Source organism: Streptomyces niger, assembly GCF_000718305.1.
Classification (GTDB): domain Bacteria; phylum Actinomycetota; class Actinomycetes; order Streptomycetales; family Streptomycetaceae; genus Streptomyces; species Streptomyces niger.
The window spans coordinates 123649-149738 of the sequence record NZ_JOFQ01000004.1 but is presented as its reverse complement, the minus strand read 5'-3'; the positions used below and the strand labels follow the sequence as shown (position 1 = coordinate 149738).

The 26090-nt window shown below is 72.2% G+C and carries 24 protein-coding genes and 1 tRNA gene; 13 read left to right on the top strand and 12 right to left on the bottom strand.

Features of this window, described 5'->3' with window-relative positions; genetic code table 11:
- Nucleotides 1-40: 40 nt before the first annotated feature.
- On the bottom strand, nt 41-862 hold the full coding sequence (locus tag IF20_RS09510) for a L,D-transpeptidase family protein (protein ID WP_110944021.1): 822 nt from the start codon (nt 860-862) through the stop codon (nt 41-43).
- Between the two features lie 347 nt (nt 863-1209).
- Between IF20_RS09510 and IF20_RS09505 the strand changes: the two genes are divergently transcribed.
- Nucleotides 1210-1782, top strand: coding sequence for a group III truncated hemoglobin (locus IF20_RS09505; protein ID WP_234426588.1), 573 nt, complete (start codon nt 1210-1212; stop codon nt 1780-1782).
- Nucleotides 1783-1981: 199 nt separating this feature from the next.
- On the opposite strand, the gene IF20_RS09500 is transcribed toward IF20_RS09505, so the two are convergent.
- On the bottom strand, nt 1982-3139 hold the full coding sequence (locus tag IF20_RS09500; RefSeq protein WP_324605563.1) for a methyltransferase: 1158 nt from the start codon (nt 3137-3139) through the stop codon (nt 1982-1984).
- Between the two features lie 342 nt (nt 3140-3481).
- Between IF20_RS09500 and IF20_RS09495 the strand changes: the two genes are divergently transcribed.
- Both IF20_RS09495 and IF20_RS09490 read left to right on the top strand, forming a co-directional pair.
- Nucleotides 3482-4732 carry an amidohydrolase gene (locus IF20_RS09495; RefSeq protein ID WP_110944020.1) on the top strand — a complete coding sequence of 417 codons (1251 nt, stop codon included), beginning with the start codon at nt 3482-3484 and terminating at the stop codon, nt 4730-4732.
- Between the two features lie 236 nt (nt 4733-4968).
- Complete coding sequence (locus IF20_RS09490) at nt 4969-6087, top strand: MerR family transcriptional regulator (RefSeq protein WP_110944019.1); 1119 nt, start codon at nt 4969-4971, stop codon at nt 6085-6087.
- 79 nt (nt 6088-6166) lie between these two features.
- Here the strand turns inward: IF20_RS09490 and IF20_RS09485 are convergent, their stop codons facing one another.
- Nucleotides 6167-7414 (bottom strand): NAD(P)/FAD-dependent oxidoreductase, encoded by a 1248-nt coding sequence (locus IF20_RS09485; protein ID WP_052864654.1) that lies wholly within the window; start codon nt 7412-7414, stop codon nt 6167-6169.
- Nucleotides 7415-7651: 237 nt separating this feature from the next.
- Here IF20_RS09485 and IF20_RS09480 point away from each other — a divergent pair, with 237 nt between their 5' ends.
- Both IF20_RS09480 and IF20_RS39060 read left to right on the top strand, forming a co-directional pair.
- Entirely contained in the window at nt 7652-8164 is a 513-nt protein-coding gene (locus IF20_RS09480) for an AMP-binding protein (RefSeq protein ID WP_234426587.1), read from the top strand.
- A gap of 20 nt (nt 8165-8184) precedes the next feature.
- On the top strand, nt 8185-8400 hold the full coding sequence (locus IF20_RS39060; RefSeq protein WP_052864652.1) for a hypothetical protein: 216 nt from the start codon (nt 8185-8187) through the stop codon (nt 8398-8400).
- 213 nt (nt 8401-8613) lie between these two features.
- Here IF20_RS39060 and mscL read toward each other — a convergent pair whose 3' ends face one another.
- From mscL to IF20_RS09455, 5 genes are all read right to left on the bottom strand, one after another.
- Nucleotides 8614-9141: a large conductance mechanosensitive channel protein MscL gene (gene mscL, locus IF20_RS09470; protein ID WP_052864651.1), complete on the bottom strand. Its 528-nt coding sequence runs from the start codon at nt 9139-9141 to the stop codon at nt 8614-8616.
- Nucleotides 9142-9776: 635 nt separating this feature from the next.
- Nucleotides 9777-10610: an S-methyl-5'-thioadenosine phosphorylase gene (locus tag IF20_RS09465; RefSeq protein ID WP_052864650.1), complete on the bottom strand. Its 834-nt coding sequence runs from the start codon at nt 10608-10610 to the stop codon at nt 9777-9779.
- A 99-nt stretch (nt 10611-10709) separates the two neighbouring features.
- Nucleotides 10710-11039 (bottom strand): FmdB family zinc ribbon protein, encoded by a 330-nt coding sequence (locus tag IF20_RS37540; RefSeq protein ID WP_110944017.1) that lies wholly within the window; start codon nt 11037-11039, stop codon nt 10710-10712.
- A 68-nt stretch (nt 11040-11107) separates the two neighbouring features.
- On the bottom strand, nt 11108-12331 hold the full coding sequence (locus tag IF20_RS09460) for an MFS transporter (protein ID WP_234426599.1): 1224 nt from the start codon (nt 12329-12331) through the stop codon (nt 11108-11110).
- 435 nt (nt 12332-12766) lie between these two features.
- Nucleotides 12767-14272, bottom strand: coding sequence for a potassium/proton antiporter (locus IF20_RS09455; RefSeq protein WP_052864649.1), 1506 nt, complete (start codon nt 14270-14272; stop codon nt 12767-12769).
- Nucleotides 14273-14465: 193 nt separating this feature from the next.
- Between IF20_RS09455 and IF20_RS09450 the strand changes: the two genes are divergently transcribed.
- The gene (locus tag IF20_RS09450) at nt 14466-17180 is read left to right on the top strand and encodes a penicillin acylase family protein (RefSeq protein ID WP_052864648.1); all 2715 of its coding nucleotides are present in this window, start codon (nt 14466-14468) and stop codon (nt 17178-17180) included.
- Between the two features lie 73 nt (nt 17181-17253).
- Here the strand turns inward: IF20_RS09450 and IF20_RS09445 are convergent, their stop codons facing one another.
- Nucleotides 17254-17862, bottom strand: a complete 609-nt coding sequence (locus IF20_RS09445) for a 5-formyltetrahydrofolate cyclo-ligase (protein ID WP_110944015.1) — start codon at nt 17860-17862, stop codon at nt 17254-17256.
- Between the two features lie 80 nt (nt 17863-17942).
- Between IF20_RS09445 and galU the strand changes: the two genes are divergently transcribed.
- The 7 genes from galU (at nt 17943) to IF20_RS09410 (ending at nt 23392) form a co-directional block, all read left to right on the top strand.
- Nucleotides 17943-18845 (top strand): UTP--glucose-1-phosphate uridylyltransferase GalU, encoded by a 903-nt coding sequence (gene galU / locus IF20_RS09440; protein ID WP_052864646.1) that lies wholly within the window; start codon nt 17943-17945, stop codon nt 18843-18845.
- A gap of 4 nt (nt 18846-18849) precedes the next feature.
- Nucleotides 18850-20166, top strand: a complete 1317-nt coding sequence (gene glp / locus IF20_RS09435; RefSeq protein ID WP_110944014.1) for a molybdotransferase-like divisome protein Glp — start codon at nt 18850-18852, stop codon at nt 20164-20166.
- Between the two features lie 115 nt (nt 20167-20281).
- Nucleotides 20282-20797: a cyclic pyranopterin monophosphate synthase MoaC gene (gene moaC / locus IF20_RS09430; RefSeq protein WP_052864645.1), complete on the top strand. Its 516-nt coding sequence runs from the start codon at nt 20282-20284 to the stop codon at nt 20795-20797.
- Complete coding sequence (locus tag IF20_RS09425) at nt 20794-21324, top strand: MogA/MoaB family molybdenum cofactor biosynthesis protein (RefSeq protein ID WP_052864644.1); 531 nt, start codon at nt 20794-20796, stop codon at nt 21322-21324. Before moaC ends, IF20_RS09425 begins: the two co-directional genes overlap by 4 nt.
- A complete protein-coding gene (locus IF20_RS09420; RefSeq protein WP_110944054.1) occupies nt 21321-21953 on the top strand; it encodes a GNAT family N-acetyltransferase in 633 nt (210 codons plus the stop codon). Before IF20_RS09425 ends, IF20_RS09420 begins: the two co-directional genes overlap by 4 nt.
- 151 nt (nt 21954-22104) lie before the next feature.
- Nucleotides 22105-23244 carry a divisome protein SepX/GlpR gene (sepX, locus tag IF20_RS09415; RefSeq protein WP_052864642.1) on the top strand — a complete coding sequence of 380 codons (1140 nt, stop codon included), beginning with the start codon at nt 22105-22107 and terminating at the stop codon, nt 23242-23244.
- A gap of 75 nt (nt 23245-23319) precedes the next feature.
- A tRNA-Ala gene (locus IF20_RS09410) sits at nt 23320-23392 on the top strand.
- A gap of 138 nt (nt 23393-23530) precedes the next feature.
- Here IF20_RS09410 and IF20_RS09405 read toward each other — a convergent pair.
- From IF20_RS09405 to IF20_RS09395, 3 genes are all read right to left on the bottom strand, one after another.
- Nucleotides 23531-24589, bottom strand: coding sequence for a DUF2637 domain-containing protein (locus IF20_RS09405; protein WP_234426585.1), 1059 nt, complete (start codon nt 24587-24589; stop codon nt 23531-23533).
- A gap of 84 nt (nt 24590-24673) precedes the next feature.
- Entirely contained in the window at nt 24674-24883 is a 210-nt protein-coding gene (locus IF20_RS09400; RefSeq protein ID WP_052864641.1) for a hypothetical protein, read from the bottom strand.
- A 492-nt stretch (nt 24884-25375) separates the two neighbouring features.
- Nucleotides 25376-25894, bottom strand: coding sequence for a M23 family metallopeptidase (locus tag IF20_RS09395; protein WP_052864640.1), 519 nt, complete (start codon nt 25892-25894; stop codon nt 25376-25378).
- Nucleotides 25895-26090: the final 196 nt, after the last annotated feature.

Sequence of the window (26090 nt, the reverse complement as noted above, 5' to 3'; positions counted from 1 at the left end):
AGAGGCCCCGGCTCGGTCACCCGGGCTCAGGGGCCTGGGCTCAAGGGCCCGAGGGGCCCATCACGATGACCGGGTGCTGGGCCGGGTCCAGGGTGCGCAGCAGCTCGCGCATCTTGTCGGCCTTGAGGCTGACGCACCCCTGGGTCGGGCCGTCGTGGTCGACGTGCAGCCAGACGCCGCCACCCTTGTCCGCGCCTTCGGGGCGCCGCCCGTCCAGCGGCGAGGAGCCCGGCACGCGGTTGTAGTCGATCGCGATCACGTAGTCGAAGGCGCCGGCCAGCGGCTCGCCCTCCACGCCGGACCCGTTGGCCACGAAGGAGGAGTCGTGGTCGTACGGCAGCTTCGTACCGCGCGGCGCGGCCAGCTTGCCGCCCGCGTCGCTCAGCGTGAACACCCCCTCCGGGGAACGCAGGTCGCCGTAATGGTGATCCTTCGTCCAGCCCTTGGCGGCATTGTGTGCCGGCCAGGCGTCGCCCGCGTGCCACTTCTCGGAGCCCTTGGCGCGGGTGTAGAGCGTGACGGTGGAGTCGTGGGAGTCGGTGTCCTCGCCCGTGACGACCAGGACCTGCCGGGACTTGGCCGGAATGCGGTCCCGCATCGACGTGTCGAGCCCGGGGATGTTGCCCGGCTCGGACCGGACGGGCGAGCCCTGCTTGAGGCCGGTCGGCCGCTGCTTGGACGACGCGGCGGCGGGGCGGTCCTGCGCCGTGACAGAGGTGCCGTCGGCGCGGTGATCGTCCCCCGAGGCGGGCCAGGCGCACAGCGCGGCGCCCACCAGCACCACCACGGCCGCACCCCCGGCGGCCTTGCCGCGTCGGGACAGGCGTATTCGCTCACTGGGCTGGGCGTGCCGGCCTGCCATGGTGTGACAACTCCTCGCGCGACGGCGCTTGCTGGGCATAAAAGGGGGCAATACGTACCCTACCCTTCCCGGGACGAGTTCAGTCTCCCGGGCCCTTGCTTCCGCCTGTTCCGCACATCATGCCCTGAGGCGCTCGGTCCCCACGGGACGCGGGCATCCCCGGGCGCGCGGCGGACAGTTGGCGCGCGTACTGTACGGCGGCCCCGGCGGCCGGTGCCGCCCGGACCCCGGGGATGACCGGATCCAGCCCCCCGGGCGGCCCCTGTGTTTCCCGCTGAGGGTGAGCCGCGGCTGCGGGTGGGGCACCATGGACAGGGGGAGCGCGGAGAAGCGGCAGGAGCGAGGACGTGACCGACATACCCACAGCAGCACCGCGGCCCGAGGGGCCGGCAGGCGCCCCCCAGGAGGGGCGTGCGAACACCGCTGGCCGCTCAGACACCGCTGGCCGCTCGGGCACCGCTGGCCGCTCGGACATCGCGGGTCGCCCGGACCTCGACCGGCTGCTGCGCCGCTTCTACACCGCCGCCTTCGCCGACCCGCTGATCGGCCCGTTCTTCACCGACGTCGCGGGCACCGACCTGGACGCCCACCTGCCGGCGATCACCGACTTCTGGGAGCGGGCGCTGTTCCGCACCGCCGACTACCGCCGCGACGCCTTCGGTGTGCACGCCGGACTGCACCGTGCCCGCCCGCTGACCGCCGCGCACTTCGGGCGCTGGGTCCAGCTGTGGCACGCCACCGTGGACGGACTGCACGCCGGGCCGCGCGCCGAGCGCGCCAAGAACCAGGGCGAGCGGGTAGCGGTGTCGATGCTGCGCCGCCTGTACGGGCGGGCCGCGGACACCGGCGGCGGCCCGGGCGGCTTCATACCGCTGGCCGCCCTGCGCCTACGAGCACCGGGCCAGGCCCTACCGGGGTAGGCGCCAGGCCTTGCCGGGGTAGGCGCCAGGCCCTGCCGGAGCAAGGGAGCGGGACTCCGGTCGGCCGGGGGGGGAGGCGCCGGGGGGAGGCGAGCTCCGATAGGCCGAGGAGGCGAGCTCCGGTAGGTCAGGGCAGCCGGACTCCGGTCGGTCGGGGCAGCCGGGCTCCGGTAGATCAGGGCAGCCGGGCTCCGGTAGGTCAGGGCAGCCGGGCTCCAGCTGTGTGGTCCGTTCCGCCCGCCGTCCGGGGTGTCGTCCGCGCCGCCGGCACCGACTCCACGATCGAGGGGAAGGCGGGCGTGGACAGGACGCGCGTCAGCCGGAAGTCCGCCGCCGACAGCAGCGTGGCGTACTCCTCGGCGGTTCGCTCCCGGCCGTCGACGACCGCCATCATCGCCACGTCCATCGCCTTCCCGTAGTGCGGCGCGTTGCCCGGCGGCAGCACGGCGTCCACGATCAGCAGCCGGCCCTGCGCCGGGACCACGTCCCGCACCCGCCGCAGGATGTCCACGCACGCGGAGTCCGGCCAGTCGTGCAGCACGTGCTTGAGCACGTACACGTCGCCGCCCTCCGGTACGGATGCGAAGAAATCCCCCGTCTCGGCGCACCAGCGGCCCGCCAGATCCGGCACGTCCAGCACGTGCCGGGCGATCGCCGGCTCCTGGTCGTGGAGCACCCCGGTGACCGAGGGGTGCAGCTCCAGGACGGCGCGCAGCAGCCCGCCCCGCCCGCCTCCGACGTCGACCACCGTGCTGCCCTCGGGGAACGGGTAGCTCTCCGCGACCAGCCCGTCCACCGGCCCGGACAGGGACGCCATGCCCGTGTCGAACAGCTCCCGCGTACCGGGGTCGGCGGCCAGGAACTCGAAGAGCGGCGCCCCGAAGATCCGGTCGAAGGAGGGTCCGGCGGTCCGTACCGTCTCCGCGAGCGCCGCCGAGGACCGCCGGAACGTCTCGTCGGTCATCATCAGCACCGCGTCCCGCAGCGAGTGCGGCTCATCGGAACGGAGCGGCCGCGCGCCCGGCGTCAGATGGAAAGCGCCGGTCGCGTCTTCGCGGAAGATGTCCCGGGTGGCGAGGTAGCGCAGCAGGCGCCGCAGGTGGGGAGCGTGTGTGCCGGTGGCGGCGGCGAGCTGCTCGACCGTACGCGGCCCCTCCGCGAGGTGGTCCGCGATGCGGTACTGCACGGCGGTGCGCAGCGCGGCGGAGAACAGGTGCCCCAGCGCATGCTCGATCAGAAACGCGACCGGGTCCTCCGGCACCCGGCCGTCGGCGGGGTTCGCCGGACGGCCGGCGAGCGGGGCCGTGGGCGGGTTCGTGGGCCGCTCCGTGGACCGGCCGGCTGATGATGTGGTCAACGTCCGCCTCCCGTCACTCACATGAACCGGGTCACTCACATGCGCCGAGCTGAGTCGTCCCGTATCGAGGGTCCACCGTGGCAGCGCGGGGCCCGCCTGTCACCGTCGCCTCCCGAACACCCTGCGAACTCCGGCCACCTGAGACCTCCTGTCGGCCTTGCCACCGAGGGGCTACGGCCCTGTTACCGCGGGGCGTACGGTCGTGTTACCGAGGGCGTTCGATCCTGTTGCCGAGGGGCGTACGGCCCTGTTACCGCCCGGTCGTGGCGGGTGTCCGGTGGCACTCGCCGACGCGCCGCGTCCTCTGTCCCGGTACGGGATTTCCGTGATCGAATACGGCACATGAGCGATCGTGCGCGTGAGATGGTCCTGGCCCCGCTCGACGCCCGCATGGCGGACCTCGAAGCCCTCTACGAAGATCTCCACCGGAACCCCGAACTCTCTTTCCAGGAGACCCGCACCGCCGCCGAGGTCGCCCGGCGCCTGAAAGCCGACGGCTTCGACGTGCTCACCGGCATCGGCCGTACCGGTGTGGTGGGCGTGCTGCGCAACGGTGACGGACCGACGGTCCTGCTCCGTGCCGACATGGACGCGCTGCCCGTGACCGAACAGACCGGACTGCCCTACGCCTCCACCCACGAGGGCGTCATGCACGCCTGCGGCCATGACGTCCACGTCACCTGCCTGATCGGCGCCGCCGGGCTGCTGGCCGCCGGCCGTGACCACTGGTCCGGCACCCTCGTCGCGCTCTTCCAGCCCGCCGAGGAGGACGGCGGCGGAGCCCAGAAGATGATCGACGACGGCCTCTACGAGAAGGTCCCGGTGCCGGACGTGGTCTACGCCCAGCACGTCGCGCCGCTGGGCGCCGGCCTGATCGCGTACCACGACGGCGCCTGCATGGCCGCCGCCGACAGCCTGCGGATCACCTTCCACGGCACCGGCGGCCACGGCTCGCGCCCCGAGACCACCGTCGACCCGATCCTGATGGCCGCCTCCTTTGTGCAGCGCGTGCAGTCCGTCGTCGCCCGCGAGACCGCGTCGAGGGAACAGGTCGTCGTCACCGTCGGCTCCTTCCACGCGGGCGACGCCCCGAACGTCATTCCCGACCACGCCACCGTCCAGCTCAGCATCCGCACCTTCGACGAGGAGGTGCGCGCTCGCGTGCTGGCCGCCGTGGACCGCATCGCCCGCGCCGAGGCCGCGGCGTCCGGTGCGGCGCGCGCCCCGGAGACGGAGACCATCGCCGACTTCCCCGTCACCCGCAACGACTCGGACGCGCTGCGCGAGGTCAACGCCTCCTTCGCCGGGCTCTTCGGCGAGCAGGCGCTGTTCCCGTACGACCCGGCCTCCGGCAGCGAGGACGCGGGCCTGCTCGCGACCGCTGCGGAGGCGCCGCTGTACTACTGGTGGCTCGGCGGCTGGGACCCCGCCGCCTTCCGCAAGGCGCTGGAGGCCGGCCGGATCTCCCAGGACATCCCCTCCAACCACTCCGCACGCTTCGCCCCCGTCCAGCAGCCCACCCTCACGATGGGTACCCGGGCCCTGGTGGCGGCGGCCCTCACGGGCCTGGGGAAGGAGGGGGCGGAGGCCTGAGAACGGCGTCCCGGCCGAAGTCCGGGCCGGTGTCTCCATCGGTGTCCCTGCCGGTGTCCTCGCCGGTGTTCCCGCCGGTGTTCGGGTCAGCGTTCCGGCTGCCGGTGCTCCGGCCGGTGTTCCGGTCGGTGTTCCGGTCGTGGTGTTGACCTTGTCCTTGGGGCAAGCCCCAGCCTCGGTCGTGGAAGGCGGCCGGAGCCCGGCCCGGCTCAGGGAGTTGGGTGTTGGGCTGCGGCATGCCGGCGGTGGTCGCGTACGGGGAGGCGGTGACGGCGGTGGACGGCGATCTGCTGACGATCGGGGCGTTCGCACGGGCATCCCGGCTGTCCCCGAAGGCGCTGCGGCTCTACGACGACCTGGGCCTGCTCCGCCCCGCCCGCGTCGACCCGTTGAGCGGCTACCGCTTCTACGCCGAGGACCAGCTCGAACGGGCCCGCCTGGTGGCGTGGCTGCGCCGCCTGGGCATGCCGCTGGCCCGCATCAGGACGGTGTGCGACCTGACCCCCGCCGAGGCCGCCGCGGACATCGCGGCGTACTGGGCGGGCGTCGAGGCGGACACCGTGGCCCGCCGTGACCTGGCCGCCTTCCTCATCGACCAGCTGCGAGGAAGGGACCCTGCCATGACCCACGGGACGATCACCGGCATCCGCTACGCGGCCCTGTCGGACACCGGACTGGTACGCGAGGGCAACCAGGACACGGCGTACGCGGACAGCCGCCTGCTCGCGGTCGCCGACGGCTTCGGCGCGGACGGCGCGGCGGCCGGCACCGCCGCCATCGAAGCGCTGCGCGGACTGGGGGACGGGCCGGACCCGCTGCCCGGCGACATCCTGAACACCCTCAGCGAGGCGGTCGGGCGTGCCAACCGCGCCGTCGCGGAGCGGGGCGCGGGCGAGGACAGCGGCACCACCCTCACCGCGATGCTGTGGACCGGCTCCCGGCTGGCGCTGGTGCACGTCGGCGACTCCCGCGCCTACCTGCTCCGCGACGGCTGCTTCTTCCGCATCACGCACGACCACACCCTCGTCCAGTCCCTCGTCGACGAGGGCCGGCTCACCCTGGAGGAGGCGGCCGCGCACCCGCAGCGGTCCCTGCTGCTGCGGGCGCTGGACGGCCGGGACGGCGAGCGCTCCGTGCCGGACGTGAAGCTGCCCGACGCCCGGCCCGGCGACCGCTACCTCCTCTGCTCCGACGGCCTGTACGGCGTGGTCCGCGACGCCGACCTGCGCGGCGTCCTGGCTTCCGGCGGCACGCCCGAACAGGCCGTCCGCGACCTGATCGAGCTGGCCCGCGCGGCCGGGGCCCCGGACAACGTCAGCTGCGTCGTCGCGGACACGCTTCCGGCCGCGGCGTAGCGGACGGGGCGCGGCAGAGGGCGCGGCAGGGCCGGCGGCGGTGTCCGCTGCGGTGTCCGCTGCCGAGTCCGCTGCGGAGTCAGGCCAGGCCCTTGAGCATCCCGTGCCAGTAGAACTGCGGCAGCCCGTACCGCTTGAGGAACCACATGTCCGTCCGCTCCTTCGCCGTGTCCACGAACGGCACCGAAGGAGCGGGCTTCAGCTCGTAGTCGAACTCCGCCAGCAGCATCTTGTGGCGCGCGGTGACCAGCGGACAGGACGTGTACCCGTCGTACCGGGCCCGGAGCGGCCGGCCACGCAGCGAGTCCCGGAGGTTGGCGACCACCACCGGGGCCTGCTTGCGGACCGCCGCGCCGGTCTTGGACGTCGGGAGGTTCGCCACGTCCCCGAGCGCGAACACCTCGGGATGGTCGGGGTGCTGCAACGTCGCCGGGTCGGCCTTCACGTAGCCGAAGGGCGAGTCCGGGTCGGCCAGCGGTCCGCCGGCTATCCACTCGGGGGCCGCCTGCGGCGGCACGGCGTGCAACAGGTCGTAGGAGATCGTCTCCTTGTCGCCGGTCGCGTGGTTCACGATCACGGCCTCGCGCGCCGTGCCGTCCACGGACACCATCTCCGACCGCAGCCGTACGTCGATGCCGTACCGCAGGGCCACGTCCTCCAGCACCCGGCCGAACTCCGGCACCTTGAACATCGCCGTGTCGGGCAGCACGAGGACGACCCGGATGCGGTCCAGCACACCGCGCTTGCGCCAGTGGTCGGCCGCCAAGTACGCGATCTTCTGCGGTGCGCCGCCGCACTTCACCGGCCCGGCCGGCATCGTGAACACCGCCGTGCCGCTCTTCATGTCGCGGATCAGCTCCCACGTGAGCGGTGCCAGCTCGGGCAGGTAGTTGCTGGTCACGCCGTCGTGGCCGAGGGCCTGCGCGAGGCCGGGTACCCCGTCGGGGTCCAGCCGCAGCCCCGGCGCGAGCACCAGCCGGTCGTACGAGACGGTCCGGCCCGACGCCGTGCCGACCGTGCGCGTGGCCGCGTCGACGGACACCGCCGACTCCCGCAGCCAGTGCACGCCGTCCGGCATGACCTCGGCCTCGGTGCGTAACGACGCCCGCAGCGGCGCCTGGCCGCCTCCGACCAGCGTCCACAGCGGCTGATACCAGTGCGTGCCGGAAGGCTCCAGCACCGCCACGTCCGGCGCTCCGGCCCGCCGCAGCCGTGCGGCCACGGTGATGCCGGCGGTGCCGCCGCCGACGATGACGATGCCGTGATGGACCCGGGAGCGGTCCTCTGCCGAGGACGGCGTTCCGTGCGGGTGAGGTGAGGTGGACATGTACGCCTCCTGATGCGGTGAGCGGTGAGCACCGCCGGCCCGGGACCGAAAGCCCGCCCGGCGGGTTGTCCACAGACTCTCAGGGGCACGGGGCGGAGGCGAGGGCACACCAGGACGCTCCACGGCGGTCCGTGGCGACGGTGTCGCCGGGCTCCCGGGGGTCCTTCCCGCAGTCGATGGCGGGGGCATCCATCGCACGTTCAATGAACGTTGATCCGCGGGCGCCACGCTGGCCGCATGTTGCGCCGCGTACCCTCCGAGCCCGATGGTCCGGGCCTCGTTCCGCAAGCGATGAAGGTCGCCCTGAGCTGGACCGGTGAGCCGGGCCGCTTCGAAGAACTGACCCACGAGCAACTCATCGACCAGTCGGTACGGGCCGCCGCCGCCCTGACCCGCGCCGGCGTCCGCGCCGGCGACCGGGTGGCCGTCCACCTGCCGCTGGTCCCCGAGTCGGTGATCGCCACGCTGGCGTGCGGCCGGATCGACGCCGTGCGCAGCACCCTGCCCGTGTCGTTGCGGGCCCCGGAGCTCGCCGACCGGCTCAGGAGCGCGGGGGCGAACGTCGTGATCACCGCCGACGCCGGCTTCTGGGAGGGTGCGGTGCGCCCGGTGAAGTCGGTGCTCGACCGGGCGCTGGCGCGTGGCGGCACGGACGTACGGACGGTGCTCGTCGTGAACCGCTGCCCGCGCCCCGTCGCCTGGGAGTCGGGCCGCGACCACTGGTGGCACGAGGCCCTCTCGGTCGACTGAACCGGTCGTACCCTGGAGGGGTGAGTGAGACAGCGGACGCCGCAACTGAGAACGAGGACCGCCCGAGCGCGGGCGAGAGCCGACCGGGGGCTGCCGCGTTGATCTTCGATGATCCGCTGGACCAGCAGTCGTCCGATGACACGGACCGGGGCTGGGGCGAGCGTCCCGGTCCGGGCGGCGGAAGCGCCGCCGACCTGGCACGCTTCCTGGACGAGAAGCCGCCCCACCACCTCTGACGGCTCCGTGGAGCCGCGCCGACAGCCCTCCGGAAACGCCGTCTCCGAGGCTCCCGGCGAGGCCTCCTCCGCGGCTTCCCGCGGGACCTCTTCCACGGCTTGCCGCGAGATCTCTTCCGCGGCTTCCCGCAGGGCCTCCGCTGTGGCTCTCCGGAGAGCTGTTCGCGCTGCTGTCCGGAGAGCCGTGGCTGTGGCGTGGGGCGGCCGTCCGCGTCAGTTCTGCGACTTGTCCGTGGAGACGGGGCCGGCGGCGGGGCCGGGAATCGCGTTCGCGCCCGTGCCGGGCTCCGCGCCGTTCCGCTGGCTGACCAGCGCATCGCGGATCTGCATCAGCAGCTCGACCTCGGTCGGGTCCACCGGCTCCTCCTCGACCGGCTTCTTGGCCTCCTGGCGTGCCTTCCACTTGTTCATCGGAAGGATCATGAGGAAGTAGACGACCGCGGCGGTGATCAGGAACGTCAGCGCGGCGCTGAGCACCGAGCCCCAGAGGATGTAGATGCCGTCGGTGAATTCGCCGGTCTTCGGGTCCGGGTGGCACGAGGCGCTCAGGCACGACTTGTAATGGTCGAGGTTCTGCGACCCGAGTGCGCCGACGATCGGGTTGATGACGCCCTTCACCACAGCGTTCACGATGTTGGTGAACGCGGCTCCGACCACGACGGCAACCGCAAGCTCGATCACGTTGCCGCGCAGCAGGAATTCCTTGAATCCCTGCAGGACGCCGTTCTTCTCGTCGCTCACCTGACAGCCTCTTCTCACACGCACTACGGATGCCGCGCCCGCCCGGAGCATCGGCACAACTTACGAAACGGTGGAACGCAGCCGCCCAAACGGTCAAAAGGGACCGAGGTGTGAACGGAGTGTGAGTACGGATCAGCATGGCGTTACCGCCGTACGGGGCGAAATCGCCACATTGCGACATCGCGTGGCCGTCCCACCGTTCGCACCAGTTTTGCTTGCCGCGTGCGTATCGGCCAGTAGAACGGAATGGTCGAAACCGCCCTCGGCGCGGGATTCGTCGGCCGGTGCGGCGATGGCCAGCGCGGCCGCCATGGCTGCCAGGCCAGCGAAAACGGCGTACCACCGGGTTCTCGGCAGGGGTGTGCATCGGCGTCGCGCACCGCGGATGCGGAATGGCTCGAAGTGTGGAACCTCACACAACGGGGGTGCGGGGAGCGGAGGGTTGGTGTAGGGGGAAGGTGTCATGACGGTCACCGCCGGAGCAGGGGGGCACGCGCCCGGCGTCGGTGCGCCGGGCCGTCGGTCGTGACCACCCTGACCGAATTCGGCGAAGACCGCGGGGCCTGTGGACGGGTGGAGCGGCTACCCGCTGGTTGTGTACATCCCCGTCACCCGCGAGGGTGGGCGGCCCGCCGTCAGGGCAGCTCGATCCCCAACTCGCGGTCGCCGTGGCCGGCGGCGCATGCGCAGTCGCGCCCCGCAGTCGCCGGCAGGGCGGCCACCGCGTCGAAGAGGACCTCGCGCAGCCGGCCGATGTTCTCGGCGAAGACCCGCAGCACCTCGTCGTGGGAGACGCCGGTACCGGCCTCGGCGCCCGCGTCCAGGTCCGTGACCAGGGTCAGTGAGGTGTAGCAGAGGCCCAGTTCGCGGGCCAGGACGGCTTCGGGGTGGCCCGTCATGCCGACCACCGACCAGCCCTGCGCGGCGTGCCAGCGGGACTCCGCGCGGGTGGAGAAGCGAGGGCCCTCGACGACCACGAGCGTGCCGCCGTCGACCGGTTCCCAGTCGCGCCCGCGTGCCGCGTCGACGGCCGCCCGGCGGCCGACCGGGCAGTACGGGTCGGCGAAGGCGGTGTGCACGACGTTCGGCATGCTCCCGTCCGGGAGCGGCACCCCGTCGAAGTACGTCTGCGTGCGGGTTTTCGTGCGGTCCACGATCTGGTCCGGCACGAGGAGCGTGCCCGGCCCGAACTCCGGACGCAGGCCGCCGACGGCGCACGGGCCCAGGACCTGGCGGACGCCGGCCGCGCGCAGCGCCCACAGGTTGGCGCGGTAGTTGATGCGGTGCGGCGGGAGGTGGTGGCCGCGGCCGTGCCGGGGCAGGAAGGCGACCTGCCGGCCGGCGACCTGCCCGAGGAAGAGCGAGTCGCTGGGCGGCCCGTACGGGGTTTCGACCGTGACCTCGGTCACCTCGTCGAGGAAGGAGTAGAAGCCCGAACCGCCGATCACGCCGATCTCCGCGTCCGCCATGCCCGGCAGACTACCGGCCCATGGCCCCGAATCGGCCGCGTACGACGGAATGCCGAGGACCCCGCCGTCGGGCGACGGCGGGGTCCTCGGGGAGCGTTGTCAGGCGGCGGAGCTGCTGGTGCTCGACGTGGTCGAGGCGGAGCTGCTGCCGGAGGTGGTCGAGGAGGAGCTCGACGACTTGCTGTCGGAGCCGCTCGACGAGGAGGACGAGCTCGACGAAGAGGTCGACGCCGGGCTGCTGCTCGACGAGGAACCGCGGCTGTCGTTCCGGTAGAAGCCGGAGCCCTTGAAGACGATGCCGACCGCCGAGAAGACCTTCTTCAGACGGCCCTGGCAGTTCGGGCACTCGGTGAGTGCGTCATCGGTGAACTTCTGGACGGCCTCGAGGCCCTCGCCGCACTCGGTGCACTGGTACTGGTAGGTCGGCACTTGTCTTCCTCCTGGCACTCTCACTCATTGAGTGCTAACGACGATCCATAGTGCAGTATTCCGGCGCGTCAGTCCACTGTGACCGGCGTACGGTGACCGACTCCACGCGCCGCGACCCGTCCCTTACCGGGCGAAATCAGGCGTCCGCGCAGGCTCGCGAGCACCAGGAAGGCCAGCGCCGTACCGGCCAGCGGCACGAGGAAACCGGCGCTGGGCCCGAAGCGGTCCGCGAGCTGCCCCGCGGTCGTGGCGGCCGCGGCCTGGCCCAGCGCCACCGCACCCGTGAGCCACGTGAACGCCTCCGTACGGGCCGAGGCCGGCACCAGGGACTCGACCAGCGTGTAGCCGGTGATCAGGGCCGGCGCGATGCACAGGCCGACCACCAGGCCGGTGGCGCCCAGCAGCGGAACCGCGGTGAGCGCCCAGAGCGGGGTGGTGGCCAGCGCCAGCAGCCCGTAGGCGACGAGCAGTCGGCGGCGCGGGCCGGTCTTCCATGCGATCGCGCCGCAGACGATGCCCGCGGTCATGTTGCCCGCCGCGAAGATGCCGTAGAGCACGCCGTTGATGCCCGGCTGCCCGATGGACTCCGTGAAGGCCGTCAACGAGACCTGCATGCCGCCGAAGACCGAGCCGATGCCGAGGAAGACGGCGATGAGCACCCGTACGCCGGGCACGGAGAGGGCCGAGACGCGCTTCTCGCCGGTCTGCTTCGTGCGGTGCGCGGTCGGCTGGCTGCGGTGCTGCGACGCGAAGAGCAGGCCGCCGGCCAGCGTCAGTACGGCCTCGGCGACCAGCCCGGCCGCCGGGTGGACGCTCGTGCACAGGGCGGTGGCCAGCACCGGGCCCACGACGAAGGTGAACTCGTCGGTCACGGACTCGAACGCGGCCGCGGTGGACATCAGCGGGCTGTCGCTCAGCCGCGCCGCCCATCGTGCGCGCACCATCGGCCCCACCTGAGGCGTCGAGGCGCCCGTGGGGACCGCGACGGCCAACAGCGCCCACAGCGGCGCGTGCAGCAGTGCCAGGGTGATCAGTGCCGCCACGGAGGCGGTGTGCACGGCCACCCCGGGGAGCAGCACGGCGCGCTGCCCGAAGCGGTCGGCGAGCTTGCCGCTCTGCGGGGCGAACAGCGCCATGGAGATGCCGGTGGCGGCGGACACCGCGCCCGCGGTGCCGAAGGAGCCGGTGGTGTGCTGGACGAGCAGGACGATGCCGATGGTGAGCATCGCGAAGGGCTGCCGGGCCAGGAAGCCGGGCAGGACGAACGTCCACGCTCCCGGAGTGCGCAGCAGTTGCCCGTATCCGGGGCGCTTGCCGGAGGAGTTGCCGGTAGGAGTGCTGCCAGCGGTCGCCGACTCGTCCTGGACCGGTGATGCGTTCTGGACCGTGGATGCCACGGCCAAGCCTTTCTGCCGCCTGGTGACGCGCCCGTGAGGTGGTCACGGAGAACGCGCCGAGAGCTGTCCTCTCGCGCTGGACCGAGTGATACCGGGTCCGCACCTGAGAGGTGGCTGCGTCACGCAGGGGACCGCGGCCGCCGAGCGGTCGCGCCAGCTCTGCATCAGGCAGAGTGGGTGTCGTGCATTGCATTTCCATGCTACAGGCGAAAGGGCGCCGCGGCCTGCGATCCACGTGGTGAGATGCGTCCCACACCTGGGAACGGCGGGGCGGCGACCGCGCCTTGAGGGGCGGGGCTCCGTCCACTACGGGAGAGCCGCGCCCGCCCCTCATCTCCGGGGCGCCGACGCCCCGCTCGTACCGAGCCAGCCCGCCAGCTTGCCGCCCTGGGAGACCGCCTGGAGGCGCCGCTCGGCGGCGTCCCGCACCGGGTCGGTGGCGACGACCAGGAGCTCGTCACCGCGTCGCAGAACGGTCGTGGGGGACGGTACGAAGCTCTTGCCGTCCCGGACGACGAGGGTGACCGCCGCGCCGGTCGGCATCCGCAGCTCGGCGATCTCCACGCCGTGCATCCGCGAATGGGGGCCGATCGCGGTCGACAGGAGATGGCCGCGCAGCCGCTCCAGGGGCGCGGACTCGATACCGAGGTCGGCGGCCTCCTCCTTGTCGCCGATGTGCAGCCGCCGGGCCAGCCAGGGCAGCGTCGGGCCCTGCACGAGGGTGTAGACGACCACGAGGACGAACACGATGTTGAAGACGCGTTCGCTCTCGGGGACCTTGCCGACCATCGGGATCGTCGCCAGCACGATGGGCACGGCGCCGCGCAGTCCCGCCCACGAGAGCAGCGCCTGCTCGCGCCACGGCATATGGAAGGGCCGCAGGGTGAACAGCACGGACAGCGGGCGGGCGATACACGTCAGTATCAGCCCGATGACGATGGCGGGCAGGATGTCGTCGCCCAGGTTGTGCGGCGTGACGAGCAGGCCGAGCAGGATGAACATGCCGATCTGGCCGAGCCAGCCCAGCCCCTCGGCGAAGCCGCGAGTGGCCGCCGAGTGCGGCAGCTTGGAGTTCCCGAGCACCATCGACGCCAGGTAGACCGCGAGGAAGCCGGAGCCGTGCGCGAGGGCGCCCGCGGCGTACGCGGAGACGGCGATGGCCATGACGGCGATCGGGTACAGCCCGGAGGCCGGCAGCGCCACGTGCCGCATGCCGTACGCGCCGAGCCAGCCGATCGCCAGGCCGATCGCGGCCCCGATGGCCAGCTCCAGGGCGATCTCGCCGATGAGGATGTACCAGTGCTCGACCGGGCCCGCGGTGGAGAACGCGACGACCAGGATGACCACCGGGGCGTCGTTGAAGCCGGATTCGGCCTCCAGGACGCCGGTGAGGCGGGCCGGCAGCGGCACGCTGCGCAGCACCGAGAAGACCGCCGCGGCATCGGTGGAGGAGACCACCGCGCCGATGAGGAGCGCCTGCCGCCACTCCAGCCCGACCAGATAGTGCGCACCGGCCGCGGTGACCCCCACGCTCACCGCGACTCCGAGGGTGGAGAGCAACGCGGCCTGGGGCAGGGCCGGTCTGATCTCTTTCCACTTCGTGCCCAGACCGCCTTCGGCCAGGATCACCACAAGTGCGGCATAGCCGAGGATCTGGGTCAGTTCGGCATTGTTGAACCGGACTCCGATGCCGTCCGACCCTATGGCGACCCCGATCCCCAGGTAGACGAGCAGGCTGGGGAGCCCGCTGCGCGAGGAGATCCGTACGGCCGCCACGGCGATGAGCAGTACGAAGGAGCAGATCAGCAGGAGTTCGTTGAGGCGGTCGACAGTCAGGGGCCGGGTCCTTCCTGGTGGTTTTCCGGGCGAAGCACTCCCGGAATTTTACTTACTATATCTAGTTACTGACCCTAACAATTTACCATTGCTTGAACATCGGGACCGTTGGTGGTGACTCCGCGTAGGGGTCACCGATCCGGTGCGCCTATGGTTGCTCCAGCACTCCCACCCTGCCCCTCGAAGGACAGAGATGCCCGCCAACAAGTCCGGCCCCGCTCCGAAGAAAAAGGGGCGGCGCGCCCGCCTCGTCGTCATCTTGGTCGTGCTTCTGCTCGTGGCGGGCGTCGGCTACGGGACGTTCTGGGGCGTCAGCACCGTCCGCGCTTCCTACCCGGAGACCACCGGGTCCCTGAAGATGCCGGGCCTGTCCAGCCCCGTCGACGTCATGCGGGACGGCAACGGCATCCCGCAGATCTATGCCGACTCCGATGAGGACCTCTTCCGCGCCCAGGGCTACGTCCAGGCCCAGGACCGCTTCTGGGAGATGGACGTCCGCCGCCACATGACGGCCGGGCGCCTCTCCGAGATGTTCGGCAAGAGCCAGGTGAAGACCGACTCGTTCCTGCGCACCCTCGGCTGGCACGAGACCGCGCAGAAGGAGTACGACACCAAGCTGTCGGACAGCACCAAGAAGTACCTCGACGCCTACTCCGCCGGGGTCAACGCCTACCTGGAGGACCACGAAGGCTCGGCGCTGTCCCTCGAATACGCGGCGCTCGGCCTGCAGAACGACTACAAGCCCGGCAAGTGGAAGCCGGCCGACTCCGTGGCCTGGCTCAAGGCCATGGCCTGGGACCTGCGCGGCAACATGAAGGAGGAGATCGACCGGTCCCTGATGACGAGCCGCTTCTCCCAGAAGCAGATCGCCGAGCTGTACCCGTCGTACCCGTACGACCGCAACAAGCCGATCGTGCAGAACGGCGCCGTCGACCCGGGGACCAAGGAGTTCGACCCCGAGGCCACCCCGAGCAGTACGCAGTCCGGCAGTCCGGCCGGCGCCGCGCAGAACCTTCAGGGCCAGCTCTCCTCGCTCTCGAACACCCTCGACAAGGTGCCCGCGCTGCTCGGCCCGAACGGCAACGGCATCGGCTCCAACTCCTGGGTGGTCTCCGGCAAGCACACCACCACCGGCAAGCCGCTGCTGGCCAACGACCCGCACCTGGCGCCCCAGATGCCCTCGCTCTGGTACCAGATGGGCCTGCACTGCCGATCACAGAGCCCGCAGTGCCACTACAACGTCTCCGGCTTCACGTTCTCCGGTATGCCGGGCGTGGTCATCGGCCACAACCAGAACATCTCCTGGGGCATGACCAACCTCGGGGCCGACGTCTCCGACCTGTACCTGGAGAAGGTCAGCGAGAACGGCTACCTCTACGACGACCGTGAGGTGCCCTTCACGACCCGCAAGGAGACCATCAAGGTCGCCGGCGGTGCCAGCCGCACGATCACCGTGCGGTCCACCAACAACGGCCCCGTGGTCTCCGACCGTGACAGCGAGCTGACCAAGGTCGGCAAGGACGCCCCCGTGGGCAACTCCGCGCCCGACCGCGGTGACGGCTACGCCATCTCCCTGAAGTGGACCGCGCTCAGCCCCGGCCGCTCCATGGATGCCGTGTTCGAGCTGAACCGGGCGTCGGACTGGGACGGGTTCCGCAAGGCGGCGCGCAACTTCGAGGTGCCGTCGCAGAACCTGATCTACGCCGACACCAAGGGCAACATCGGTTACCAGGCGCCCGGCAAGATCCCCGTACGCGGCAAGGGCGACGGCTCGCTGCCGGCGCCGGGCTGGGACCCCGCCTACAAGTGGACCGGATACGTCCCGCAGTCCGCGCTGCCCTGGGAGCTCAACCCCAAGAGCGGCTACATCGTGACCGCCAACCAGGCCGTGATCGACCAGGACAAGTACCCGTACCTGCTCACCCGGGACTGGGGCTACGGAGCGCGCAGCCAGCGGATCGACGACCTGATCAAGTCGAAGATCAAGGACGGCGGCAAGATCTCCACGCACGACATGCAGACGATGCAGCTGGACAACAGCAGCGAGATCGCCGAACTGCTCACGCCGTACCTGCTGAAGCTCGACATCAAGGACAAGTACGTCCGCGAGGCGCAGCAGCTCCTCGAGGGCTGGAACTACACGCAGGAGTCCGACTCGGCGGCGGCCGCGTACTTCAACGCGGTCTGGCGCAACACCCTCAAGCTGGCCTTCGGCGACAAGATGCCCAAGGAGCTGCGCGTCGAGGGCCAGTGCCTGACGGTCCACCCGGCCGACTCCACCGGTCCGGCCGACGACCTGCAGAAGTGGGTCCGCGAGTGCGGTGAGCGCGCCAAGGACTCCGCCCAGCCCGACGGCGGCGACCGCTGGTTCGAGGTCGTGCGGAAGATCCTGAACGACCCGGAGAACGACTGGTGGAAGACCGAGGACCGGCCCGGCCGCCCCGGTGACAAGAACCGCGACCAGCTCCTCGCGCACGCCATGAAGGACGCGCGCTACGAGCTGACCGCCAAGCTCGGCAAGAACATCAACACCTGGAGCTGGGGCCGCCTGCACCAGCTGACGCTGAGGAACCAGACCCTCGGCACGGACGGCCCCGGCATGCTGCAGGGCCTGTTCAACCGCGGTCCCTGGAACCTCGGCGGCGGCGAGGCGGCCGTGGACGCCACCGGCTGGAACGCGGCCGGCGGCTACCAGGTCGTCTGGGTGCCCTCGATGCGGATGGTGGTCAACCTCGACGACCTCGACAAGTCGCGCTGGATCAACCTCACCGGCGCCTCGGGGCACGCGTACGACGCCCACTACGACGACCAGACCGGCAAGTGGGTCAAGGGCGAACTGCTGCCGTGGGCCTTCTCCGAGAAGGCCGTCAAGGCCGCGACGAAGGACACGCTGACGCTGTCCCCGTGACGCCGCCGGCCGGCACGGAAGAACGGCCGCCGGGCCGTCCCGAGACCATCGGGGCGGCCCGGCGGCCGTTGTGCTACCCCTCCGCGGGCGCCGCCGCGAAGCGGTGCACCCCCGACGGCGTCACCGCCGCCTGCACCGGCCGGTCGTGCGCCTCGGCCGGCACCTCCGCCAGCACCTCGCCGTCGTACAGCAGCACCACCAGCGCGGGCGTGGCGCCGGCGCGTTCCAGCCGCGCCAGCACCCGGTCGTAACTGCCGCCCCCGCGGCCGAGACGCAGCCCCCGCCGGTCCACCGCCAGACCCGGCAGAAACACCACTCCCGCGCCCGTGACGGCCTCCGGGCCGAGCCGGGGCCCCGCGGGCTCCAGCAGCCCCCGTCCGGCCTTCACGAGCCGCTCAGGGCCCTCGTACGCCGCCCAGTCCAGATCGTTGTCGGGCAGCAGGACCGGCAGCAGCACGCGGATGCCGGCCGCGTGCAGCCGGTCCAGCAGGGCGCGGGTGGACGGTTCTCGGCCGACCGACACGTAAGCGGCCACCGTCCGGGCCGTCGCCAACTCGGCGAGCTGAAAAGCCCGCTCGGACAGAACCGATCCCGTCGCCGACACGTCATCCCTAGGCAACGAGTTCCTCACCTCGATGAGGTCTTGTCGCAACGCGCGCTTTCTAGCGTCGTTTCTGGTCACTGTGCGCCCTTGCTCCGCTCTGATGCGCTTTTCACCGGACCATCATGAAGCGCCACATAACTCCGGTTATCGTGTGGCGCATGACTGAATCGCGTACTCGGATCCGTAAGGCTGTCATCCCGGCGGCCGGTCTCGGCACCCGCTTCCTGCCCGCCACCAAGGCGACCCCGAAGGAAATGCTGCCGGTCGTCGACAAGCCAGCCATCCAGTACGTGGTGGAGGAGGCCGTCACCGCGGGGCTCTCCGACGTCCTGATGGTCACCGGCCGCAACAAGCGCCCGCTGGAGGACCACTTCGACCGCAACTACGAGCTGGAAGAGGCGCTGAGCCGCAAGGGCGACCAGTCCCGGCTGGCCCGCGTACAGGAGTCCAGCGACCTCGCCACGATGCACTACGTACGGCAGGGCGACCCGCGCGGTCTCGGCCACGCCGTGCTGTGCGCCGAGCCCCACGTGGGCGACCAGCCCTTCGCCGTCCTCCTGGGCGACGACCTGATCGACCCCCGGGACCCGCTGCTGCAGCGCATGGTCCAGATCCAGGAGGAGCACGGCGGTTCCGTCATCGCCCTCATGGAGGTCGACCCCGCCCAGATCGGCCTCTACGGATGCGCGGCCGCGACGCCCACGGGTGACGACGACGTCGTGACCGTCTCGGACCTGGTCGAGAAGCCCGACCCGGCCGACGCGCCCAGCAACCTCGCCATCATCGGCCGCTACGTGCTCGACCCCGCCGTCTTCGAGGTGCTGCGCAAGACCGAGCCGGGCCGTGGCGGCGAGATCCAGCTCACCGACGCCCTCCAGGCGCTGGCCTCCGACCCCTCGCTCGGTGGCCCCGTGCACGGCGTCGTCTTCAAGGGCCGCCGCTATGACACCGGTGACCGTGGCGACTACCTGCGTGCCATTGTCAGACTGGCATGCGAACGTGAGGACCTGGGCCCGGACTTCAGGACCTGGCTGCGCAGTTACGTCACCGAGGAGATGTAGGGCTTTGAGCGGCACCACCGACCGGACCAGCCACCCCGACCGCGTCTGGTCGGTGGCCGACCACATGGACGACGTCCTCGCCAAGATCCGCCCGCTGGAGCCGATCGAGCTCCAGCTGCTGGACGCCCAGGGTTGCGTCCTGGTCGAGGACGTCACCGTGCCCATCGCGCTGCCGCCCTTCGACAACAGCTCCATGGACGGCTACGCCGTGCGCGTCGCCGACGTCGCGGGGGCGACCGAGGAGTACCCCGCCGCGCTCACCGTGGTCGGTGACGTCGCGGCCGGCACCGGCGACCTGCCCACCATCGGGCCCGGCGAGGCGGCCCGCATCATGACGGGCGCCCCGCTGCCCCCGGGGGCCGAGGCCGTCGTCCCCGTGGAGTGGACCGACGGCGGTACGGGCGGCGGGCCCGCCGCCACGATGCGCGCCCACAGCGCCGACCCCGCGGGCGCGAGCGGCGAGGTCCGGGTGCACCGCCCCGTGGAGGCGCGCGCCCACGTACGTGCTCGGGGCAGCGACGTCACCGCGGGCGAGCCCGCGCTCGCCGCCGGCACGGTCCTCGGGCCGCCGCAGATCGCCCTGCTCGCCGCCATCGGCCGCGGTTCCGTCACCGTACGGCCGCGCCCCCGCGTCGTGATCATGGGCACCGGCAGCGAGCTGGTCCCGCCCGGCGAGCTGCTCGGCCCCGGCCAGATCCACGATTCGAACAGCTTCGCGCTGACCGCCGCGGCGCGGGACGCCGGCGCCATCGCGTACCGGGTCGGCGCGGTCGCCGACGACGCCGAGACGCTGCGCGCCACCATCGAGGACCAGCTCATCCGGGCCGACCTCATCGTCACCAGCGGCGGCGTCAGCGTCGGCGCGTACGACGTGGTCAAGGAGGCGCTGGCGGACCTCTCCGGCGAGGAGGGCAGCGTGGAGTTCCGGCGGCTCGCCATGCAGCCGGGCAAGCCGCAGGGGTTCGGACTCATCGGCCCCGACCGCACCCCGCTGCTGGCGCTGCCCGGCAATCCGGTGAGTTCCTACGTGTCGTTCGAACTGTTCGTACGCCCCGCCATCCGCACCCTGATGGGCCTGCAGGACGTGCACCGCTTCACCGAGCGGGTCCGCTGCACCGAGGACATCACCTCCTCCCCGAAGGGCAAGCGGCAGTTCCTGCGCGGCCGCCACGACCCGGTCTCCGGCACGGTCACCCCGGTCGGCGGCGCCGGCTCGCATCTGGTGAAGGCGCTCGCGCACGCCAACTGCCTGATCGCGGTCCCCGAGGACGTCACCGACATCGCCGCGGGGGACGAGGTGGACGTGCTGCTCCTCGGGTAGCGCGGCGGTCCGGAGCGGCCGTGCCCCTGTAGCGCCCGGCTGCCGGGGGTGCCGGCCGCCCCCTGCGGGTACGGTGTCGTCGCACAGGCGCGGCACGGTCCGGACCGGGAGAACGATGAGCAGCGGTCAGCAACACCTCACCCACATCGACGCGGCGGGCGCGGCCCGCATGGTCGACGTATCCGAGAAGGACGTCACGGCGCGCACCGCCCGCGCCAGCGGCCGGGTCCTCGTCGCGCCGCGCGTCGTCGAGCTGCTGCGCGGCGAGGGCGTCCCGAAGGGCGACGCCCTGGCCACCGCGCGCATCGCCGGCATCATGGGTGCCAAGCGCACCCCGGACCTGATCCCGCTCTGCCACCCGCTGGCCGTCTCCGGAGTGAAGGTCGACCTCTCGGTGGCCGACGACGCGGTGGAGATCCTGGCCACGGTGAAGACCACCGACCGCACGGGTGTGGAGATGGAGGCGCTGACCGCCGTCACGGTCGCCGCGCTGACCGTGATCGACATGGTCAAGGCCGTCGACAAGGGTGCCGTCATCACCGACGTACGGGTGGAGGAGAAGAGCGGCGGCAAGTCGGGCGACTGGACGCGCGAGGGCGGTGCGGCCGGCCGCACGGAGGCGGGCGCATGAGCGCGCACACGGACCCGGCCGGCCCGTCGCGCCCCTACCGGGCCATGGTCGTGACGGCGTCCAACCGCGCCGCCGCCGGGGTCTACGCCGACAAGGGCGGCCCGCTGATCGCCGAAGCGCTCACCGCGCTGGGCTTCGAGGTCGAGGGTCCCCGGGTGGTCCCGGACGGCGACCCCGTGGAGGCCGCGCTGCGCGAGGCGGTGGCCGGCGGCCACGACGTGGTGGTCACCACCGGCGGTACCGGCCTCTCGCCGACCGACGCCACGCCGGAGGCCACCCGCCGGGTGCTCGACCACGAGGTGCCCGGCATCGCCGAGGCTATCCGTGCCGAGGGACTGGCCAAGGTGCCCACGGCGGCCCTCTCCCGCGGCCTGGCGGGCGTCGCGGGCCGCACCCTGATCGTGAACCTGCCCGGCTCCACCGGCGGCGTCCGGGACGGCCTCGCCGTCCTGGAACGCCTCCTCGTGCACGCCGTCGACCAGCTCCGCGGCGGCGACCACCCGAGGCCGGCCGGGAGCACGCACTGAACGCGCCCTGGCCGGTGGAGCTGGCGGACGGCGACACGGCCCTCCGCCCCATAAGGCTGCGTGACCAGCGGGCCTGGCGGGAGGTCAACCGGCGCAACCGCGACTGGCTGCGCCCGTGGGAGGCCACCATCCCGCCCGCGCCGCCCGGAGCGCCGCCGGTCCAGCGGCCGACCTACCGTCAGATGGTGCGGCACCTGCGGGCCGAGGCGCACGCGGGCCGCATGCTGCCGTTCGTCGTGGAGTACCGGGGCCGGCTCGCCGGGCAGTTGACGGTCGCCGGGATCACGTGGGGATCGATGTGTTCGGGCCATATCGGGTACTGGGTCGACGAGGCCGTCGCGGGGCGCGGCGTCATGCCCACCGCGGTCGCGCTCGCCGTCGACCACTGCTTCCGTACGGTCGGTCTGCACCGCATCGAGGTGTGCATTCGCCCCGAGAACGTGCCGAGCCGCCGGGTGGTGGAAAAGCTCGGCTTTCGCGAGGAGGGGCTGCGGCCCCGCTATCTGCACATCGACGGCGCCTGGCGCGACCACCTGGTTTTCGCGCTCACGGCCGATGAAGTACCGGGCGGACTGCTCGCTCGGTGGCACCGGGAGAAGCCGGGCACCTCAGGGACATCCCACAAATAAAAAGTGTGTTCGAATTAATCCATCAATTCGGCACATTCGCAGTGCGTTGATCGCAACAATCACAAAAAAAGTTCGAGATATCAGCCAGATCGTGCGACACACCGGCTCAATTGGCGGATGGCCCCGCTCAAACCCCTCTACCGTGTGAGGCGTGAGCAGCAGCGGCCTCATCTACGCAGTCATCGTCGGGGCCTGGGCCGCCTACTTGGTGCCGATGTGGCTCCGTAGGCAGGACGAGCTCAATGAGGCCCGTCCTACAGAGCGCTTCAGCACCGCCATCCGGCTCCTGTCCGGACGGGCGGCGATGGAACGCCGCTACGCCAAGGGGCAAGAAGGGCGCTCGGCCGACGATGCAGACGGGGAACGGGACCCGGACGTCCGCGCCGAAGCGGCCGACGTCCGGTCCGCGAGCGCGCCCGCGGACGAGGGCCGCCCGCCCGGCGCGCACTCGGCGGACGCCCGCGTCCCCGAGGAGCGCGAGGCCCCACCCACGGCGGTCCAGCCCCCGGCCCCGGCCCACCCGCACCCCCGCGCCTCGTCCGCCGAGCGCACGAAGCGGGCACGGGTCCTCGCGCGCCGGCGCCGCACGATCACCGTGCTCTTCCTCGCCTTCACGCTCGGCGCGGTCGTCGCCGGCGTGGGCGGCATCACCTACCTGTGGGTGCCCGCCGTCCCGGCCGTCCTGCTGAGCGCGTACATCGTGTACCTCCGCGTACAGGAGCGGCGCCGGTTCGCCTTCACGATGGACCAGCGGCAGGCCGAGGTCGCCGCGCAGCGCCTTCGGGAGGGCCGCGCCCGCCCTTCTCGGGCGGGCGCCCGCGCGCCCGCCGAGGAGAGCCCCGCCGCGCCGGCCGCCCCGGTACCTGAGCCGGCCGGCCCCGAGTCCGTGGCGGGCGCGGGCCGCCGCGCCCCCGCCGAGCGCCCCGGCCGGCAGCACCGTCCTCCGAGCGGCGACGGGGCGGGCTGGGACCCGGTCCCGGTGCCGCTGCCCACGTACGTCACCGCCCCCGTGGCGCCGCGCGCCGGTGGCTCCGTCGACCTGGGCGCCGACGACGCCTGGAGCTCCGCCCGCTCCAGCACCGCGGGCGGCGCGGGACCCGCCGCGGGTACCGGTGCCCCGGCGGGACCGGCGTCCGGTGCCGGCGCGTCGGGCGCGGGCGGCGCGGAGTCCCGCCCCGCCCCCGGCCGGGACCGCCCGGCGGGCGGTCGCCGCGGCCGTACTCCGCTCTTCGATCAGTACGCCGCTCCGGCCGACGAGGGGCTGGACCGGCCCCGGGCGGCGAACGAGTGAGCCGCCATCCCTGACCAGCGCGGGAAGCGATTTCCGAGCACGGCCGGATGGATGCTAGAGTTTCACTCGTCGCAAGGGCCTGTGGCGCAGCTGGTAGCGCACCTCGTTCGCAACGAGGGGGTCAGGGGTTCGAATCCCCTCAGGTCCACCGACATCAGAGCCCCTGCCGGGAACTTCGGCAGGGGCTCTGGTCGTTCTTGAGGCAGTCGTTCCGCGACGGATGCGGACGGACGCACAGGGTCGGGACGGGCGCACCGGGCCGGACGGGCCGGCCCGGTGCGGTCGGTCAGGACCCTGCGCGCTGGCGGTGGTTGCCCTTGGTGTTCTGGGCGTGCCGGGCGACGACCGAGGGGGCGGGGGAGAGGTCCAGCTGGCGGACGAGCTGGTGGAAGCAGAGCAGGACCGTCACCGGCGGCAGCCCGGCCACGGTGATGCCGGCCGGCGTCCCCGGGGTGTGGGCGATGCACAGCAGCATGGCGACGGCGGCGAAGAAGATGACGACGAGCCAGGACTGCGCGGTACGGCGGCGGTAGGCGCGGGCCCGCAGGATGGAGAGGGTGGCGGCGATCCAGGGACCGTAGATGAGCAGCGGCCACAGGTCGGCGATGTGGCGTGGGGCGACGCCGGCGGCCAGGGCGCGGAGCGAGGGGTAGGACGCGAGTGCGCCCAGGATGCTGACCGCGATGACGATCAGGGCGGTCAGCGTCACGGACGCCAGGCTCAGCGCCCGCTGCCAGGTCCAGTTGCGCGCGCGGGCGCGGAGGAACGACACCTTGCGGTGCCGGGTGTGCGGTACGTCCGGGGCGGGCGGCGCGGGGGTCGGGACGGGCTGCGGGGCCACCACTGGCTGCGGGGCCACCACGGGCTGCTCCGCCGTCTCCAGGAGCTGCGCGAGCTCCCCCTCCAGCTCCTCCACCACGGCGGCGTCCCAGCCGTCGGCCGTGTTGCCGAGCAACAGGTCGTCCCGGAAGAGGGGCATGCCGGCGAGGCTGGGAGCGGTGCCGAGCTCGTCGGCGACCTGGCGTGGCAGGCGGTGCCGGCCGGGGCCGTCCGCATGGCCGGTGCCGTCCGCGAAGGCCCGGCCGTCGGAAAATGCGGGGCCGTCGGTGAATCCGGCGCCGTCGGGAAATGCGGCGCCGTCGGGGAAACCGGGACCGTCCGGGTAGCCGGAACCCCCGGGGTAGCCGGCGCCGGGCAAGTCGGAGCCCCCGGGATAGCCGGCGCCGGGGAAATCGGGGCCGCCGGGATAGCCGGAACCGCCGGGATAGCCGGGGCCGCCGGAGAAGCCGGGGCCGTCCGGGTAGCCGGAACCGCTCGGGTAGGGGACCTGGGGAGTGTCGTACACGTCGGCTCTCGTGGGGTTCGATGGGGACCGGGACCGAGGCGGGGGCGGCCCGGACCGCAGGACGGTCGGGACCGGCGCAGACCTCTACCGTCTGATGCCGTGCGGGCGCTCCGCACGGTCCCGCGGTCCCAGGGCGGCCTCGATCCCGTCGAGGGCCGACAGCAGCACCTCCAGCAGGTCGCCGGTGTGCTCCAGCCGTACGCGCTGCCCGGCGCGCTCCAGGTGCACGTCCTCGCCACCGCCGACCGGTCCGGCGATCACTGAACTCAGCTGCCAGGCACCGAGTCGCCGCATTCGCGGAAAGCTTGTCTCAGGCATACTTCGTCAACGAAGAAATCGATGCAGAGAAACGTGGCATTCGGGTAATTCCAGTTTGATTTTACAGCCGACGGGAATGTCTACCGGCTGATGTTTTTCTGCAATAGAAAGCCCTTGGGTAAATATGCTCGGTGGGCCGCTGGTGAGCGGCGGGCCGCCGGCCGGGGCCCCGGCGCCCGGTGCGGCACCGCACCACAGCGCCCACCCGAGGCGCCGACCCACCCGGGCCGCCGACCCGCGCGGTACGGCGGCGACCCGCCGGTGCTGTCGTGGGGCGCCGGCCGCCGGGCGGGGCGGCGATGAACGTGCGATGCGTGTGAGTGTGCGGTGCGGCGCAGGGTCCGCTCGTTATGCCTATTTTTCGTGCGGCAGCCGGGACCGGCCATTTCGACGGTCCCGGCCGGCACTCGTTCCCCACCGATAACGCAGTGGTGACCTGTCCCTGCCGGCAGGGCGGCCCGTCCGGGCCTATTTCATGTGCACGCCGCGCCGGGAGAGGTAGCGGAGCGGGTTGACATCGCTGCCGTAACCGCGCGCGTTGCGCACCTCGAAGTGCAGGTGCGGGCCGCTCGCCCGGCCGGTGGCGCCGCTGGAGCCCAGCCGCGAGCCGGCGCCCACCGAGCGGCCGGGTTTGACCGAGATCTTGGAAAGGTGGCCGTACACGATGTAGTGACCGTCGCGCATGCGAACGGTGACCGCCTTGCCGTAGGCGCCGGAGCGGCGCGCCAGCACCACCGTGCCGGAGCCGACCGAGCGGACCCGGGTGCCGGTCGGTACGGCGAAGTCCACGCCCGTGTGATGGCCCGCGGCCCAGTCGCCGGGCACGCCGTAGGACGAGGAGATGTAGTACGGGGCGGTGATCGGGCGGGCCCAGCCGCCGGCGGCCCGGTCGGCCGCGGTGGCACCTTGAGGGACCGTCAGCACCAGCGCGGAGGCGATCGCGGTGGGCACCGTACCGAGCAGGGTCAGTTCCTTGAGCGCTGTCATAGGGGCGACCCCACCGCTTCCGGCGGCCCGTTGCAATGTGGAATCCCGCCGCACGGCTCAATGGCGTGGACCGGTCGGTGCAGCCGGACGCCGGGCGTGTCGTTCGTCCGGGGACGCGCGCCGTGCATAACCGGGCTCGGGCACCGGGCAGGGTGGGGGGAGGGCCGTACGCACGGGCCCTGCCCACGCCTCCCAC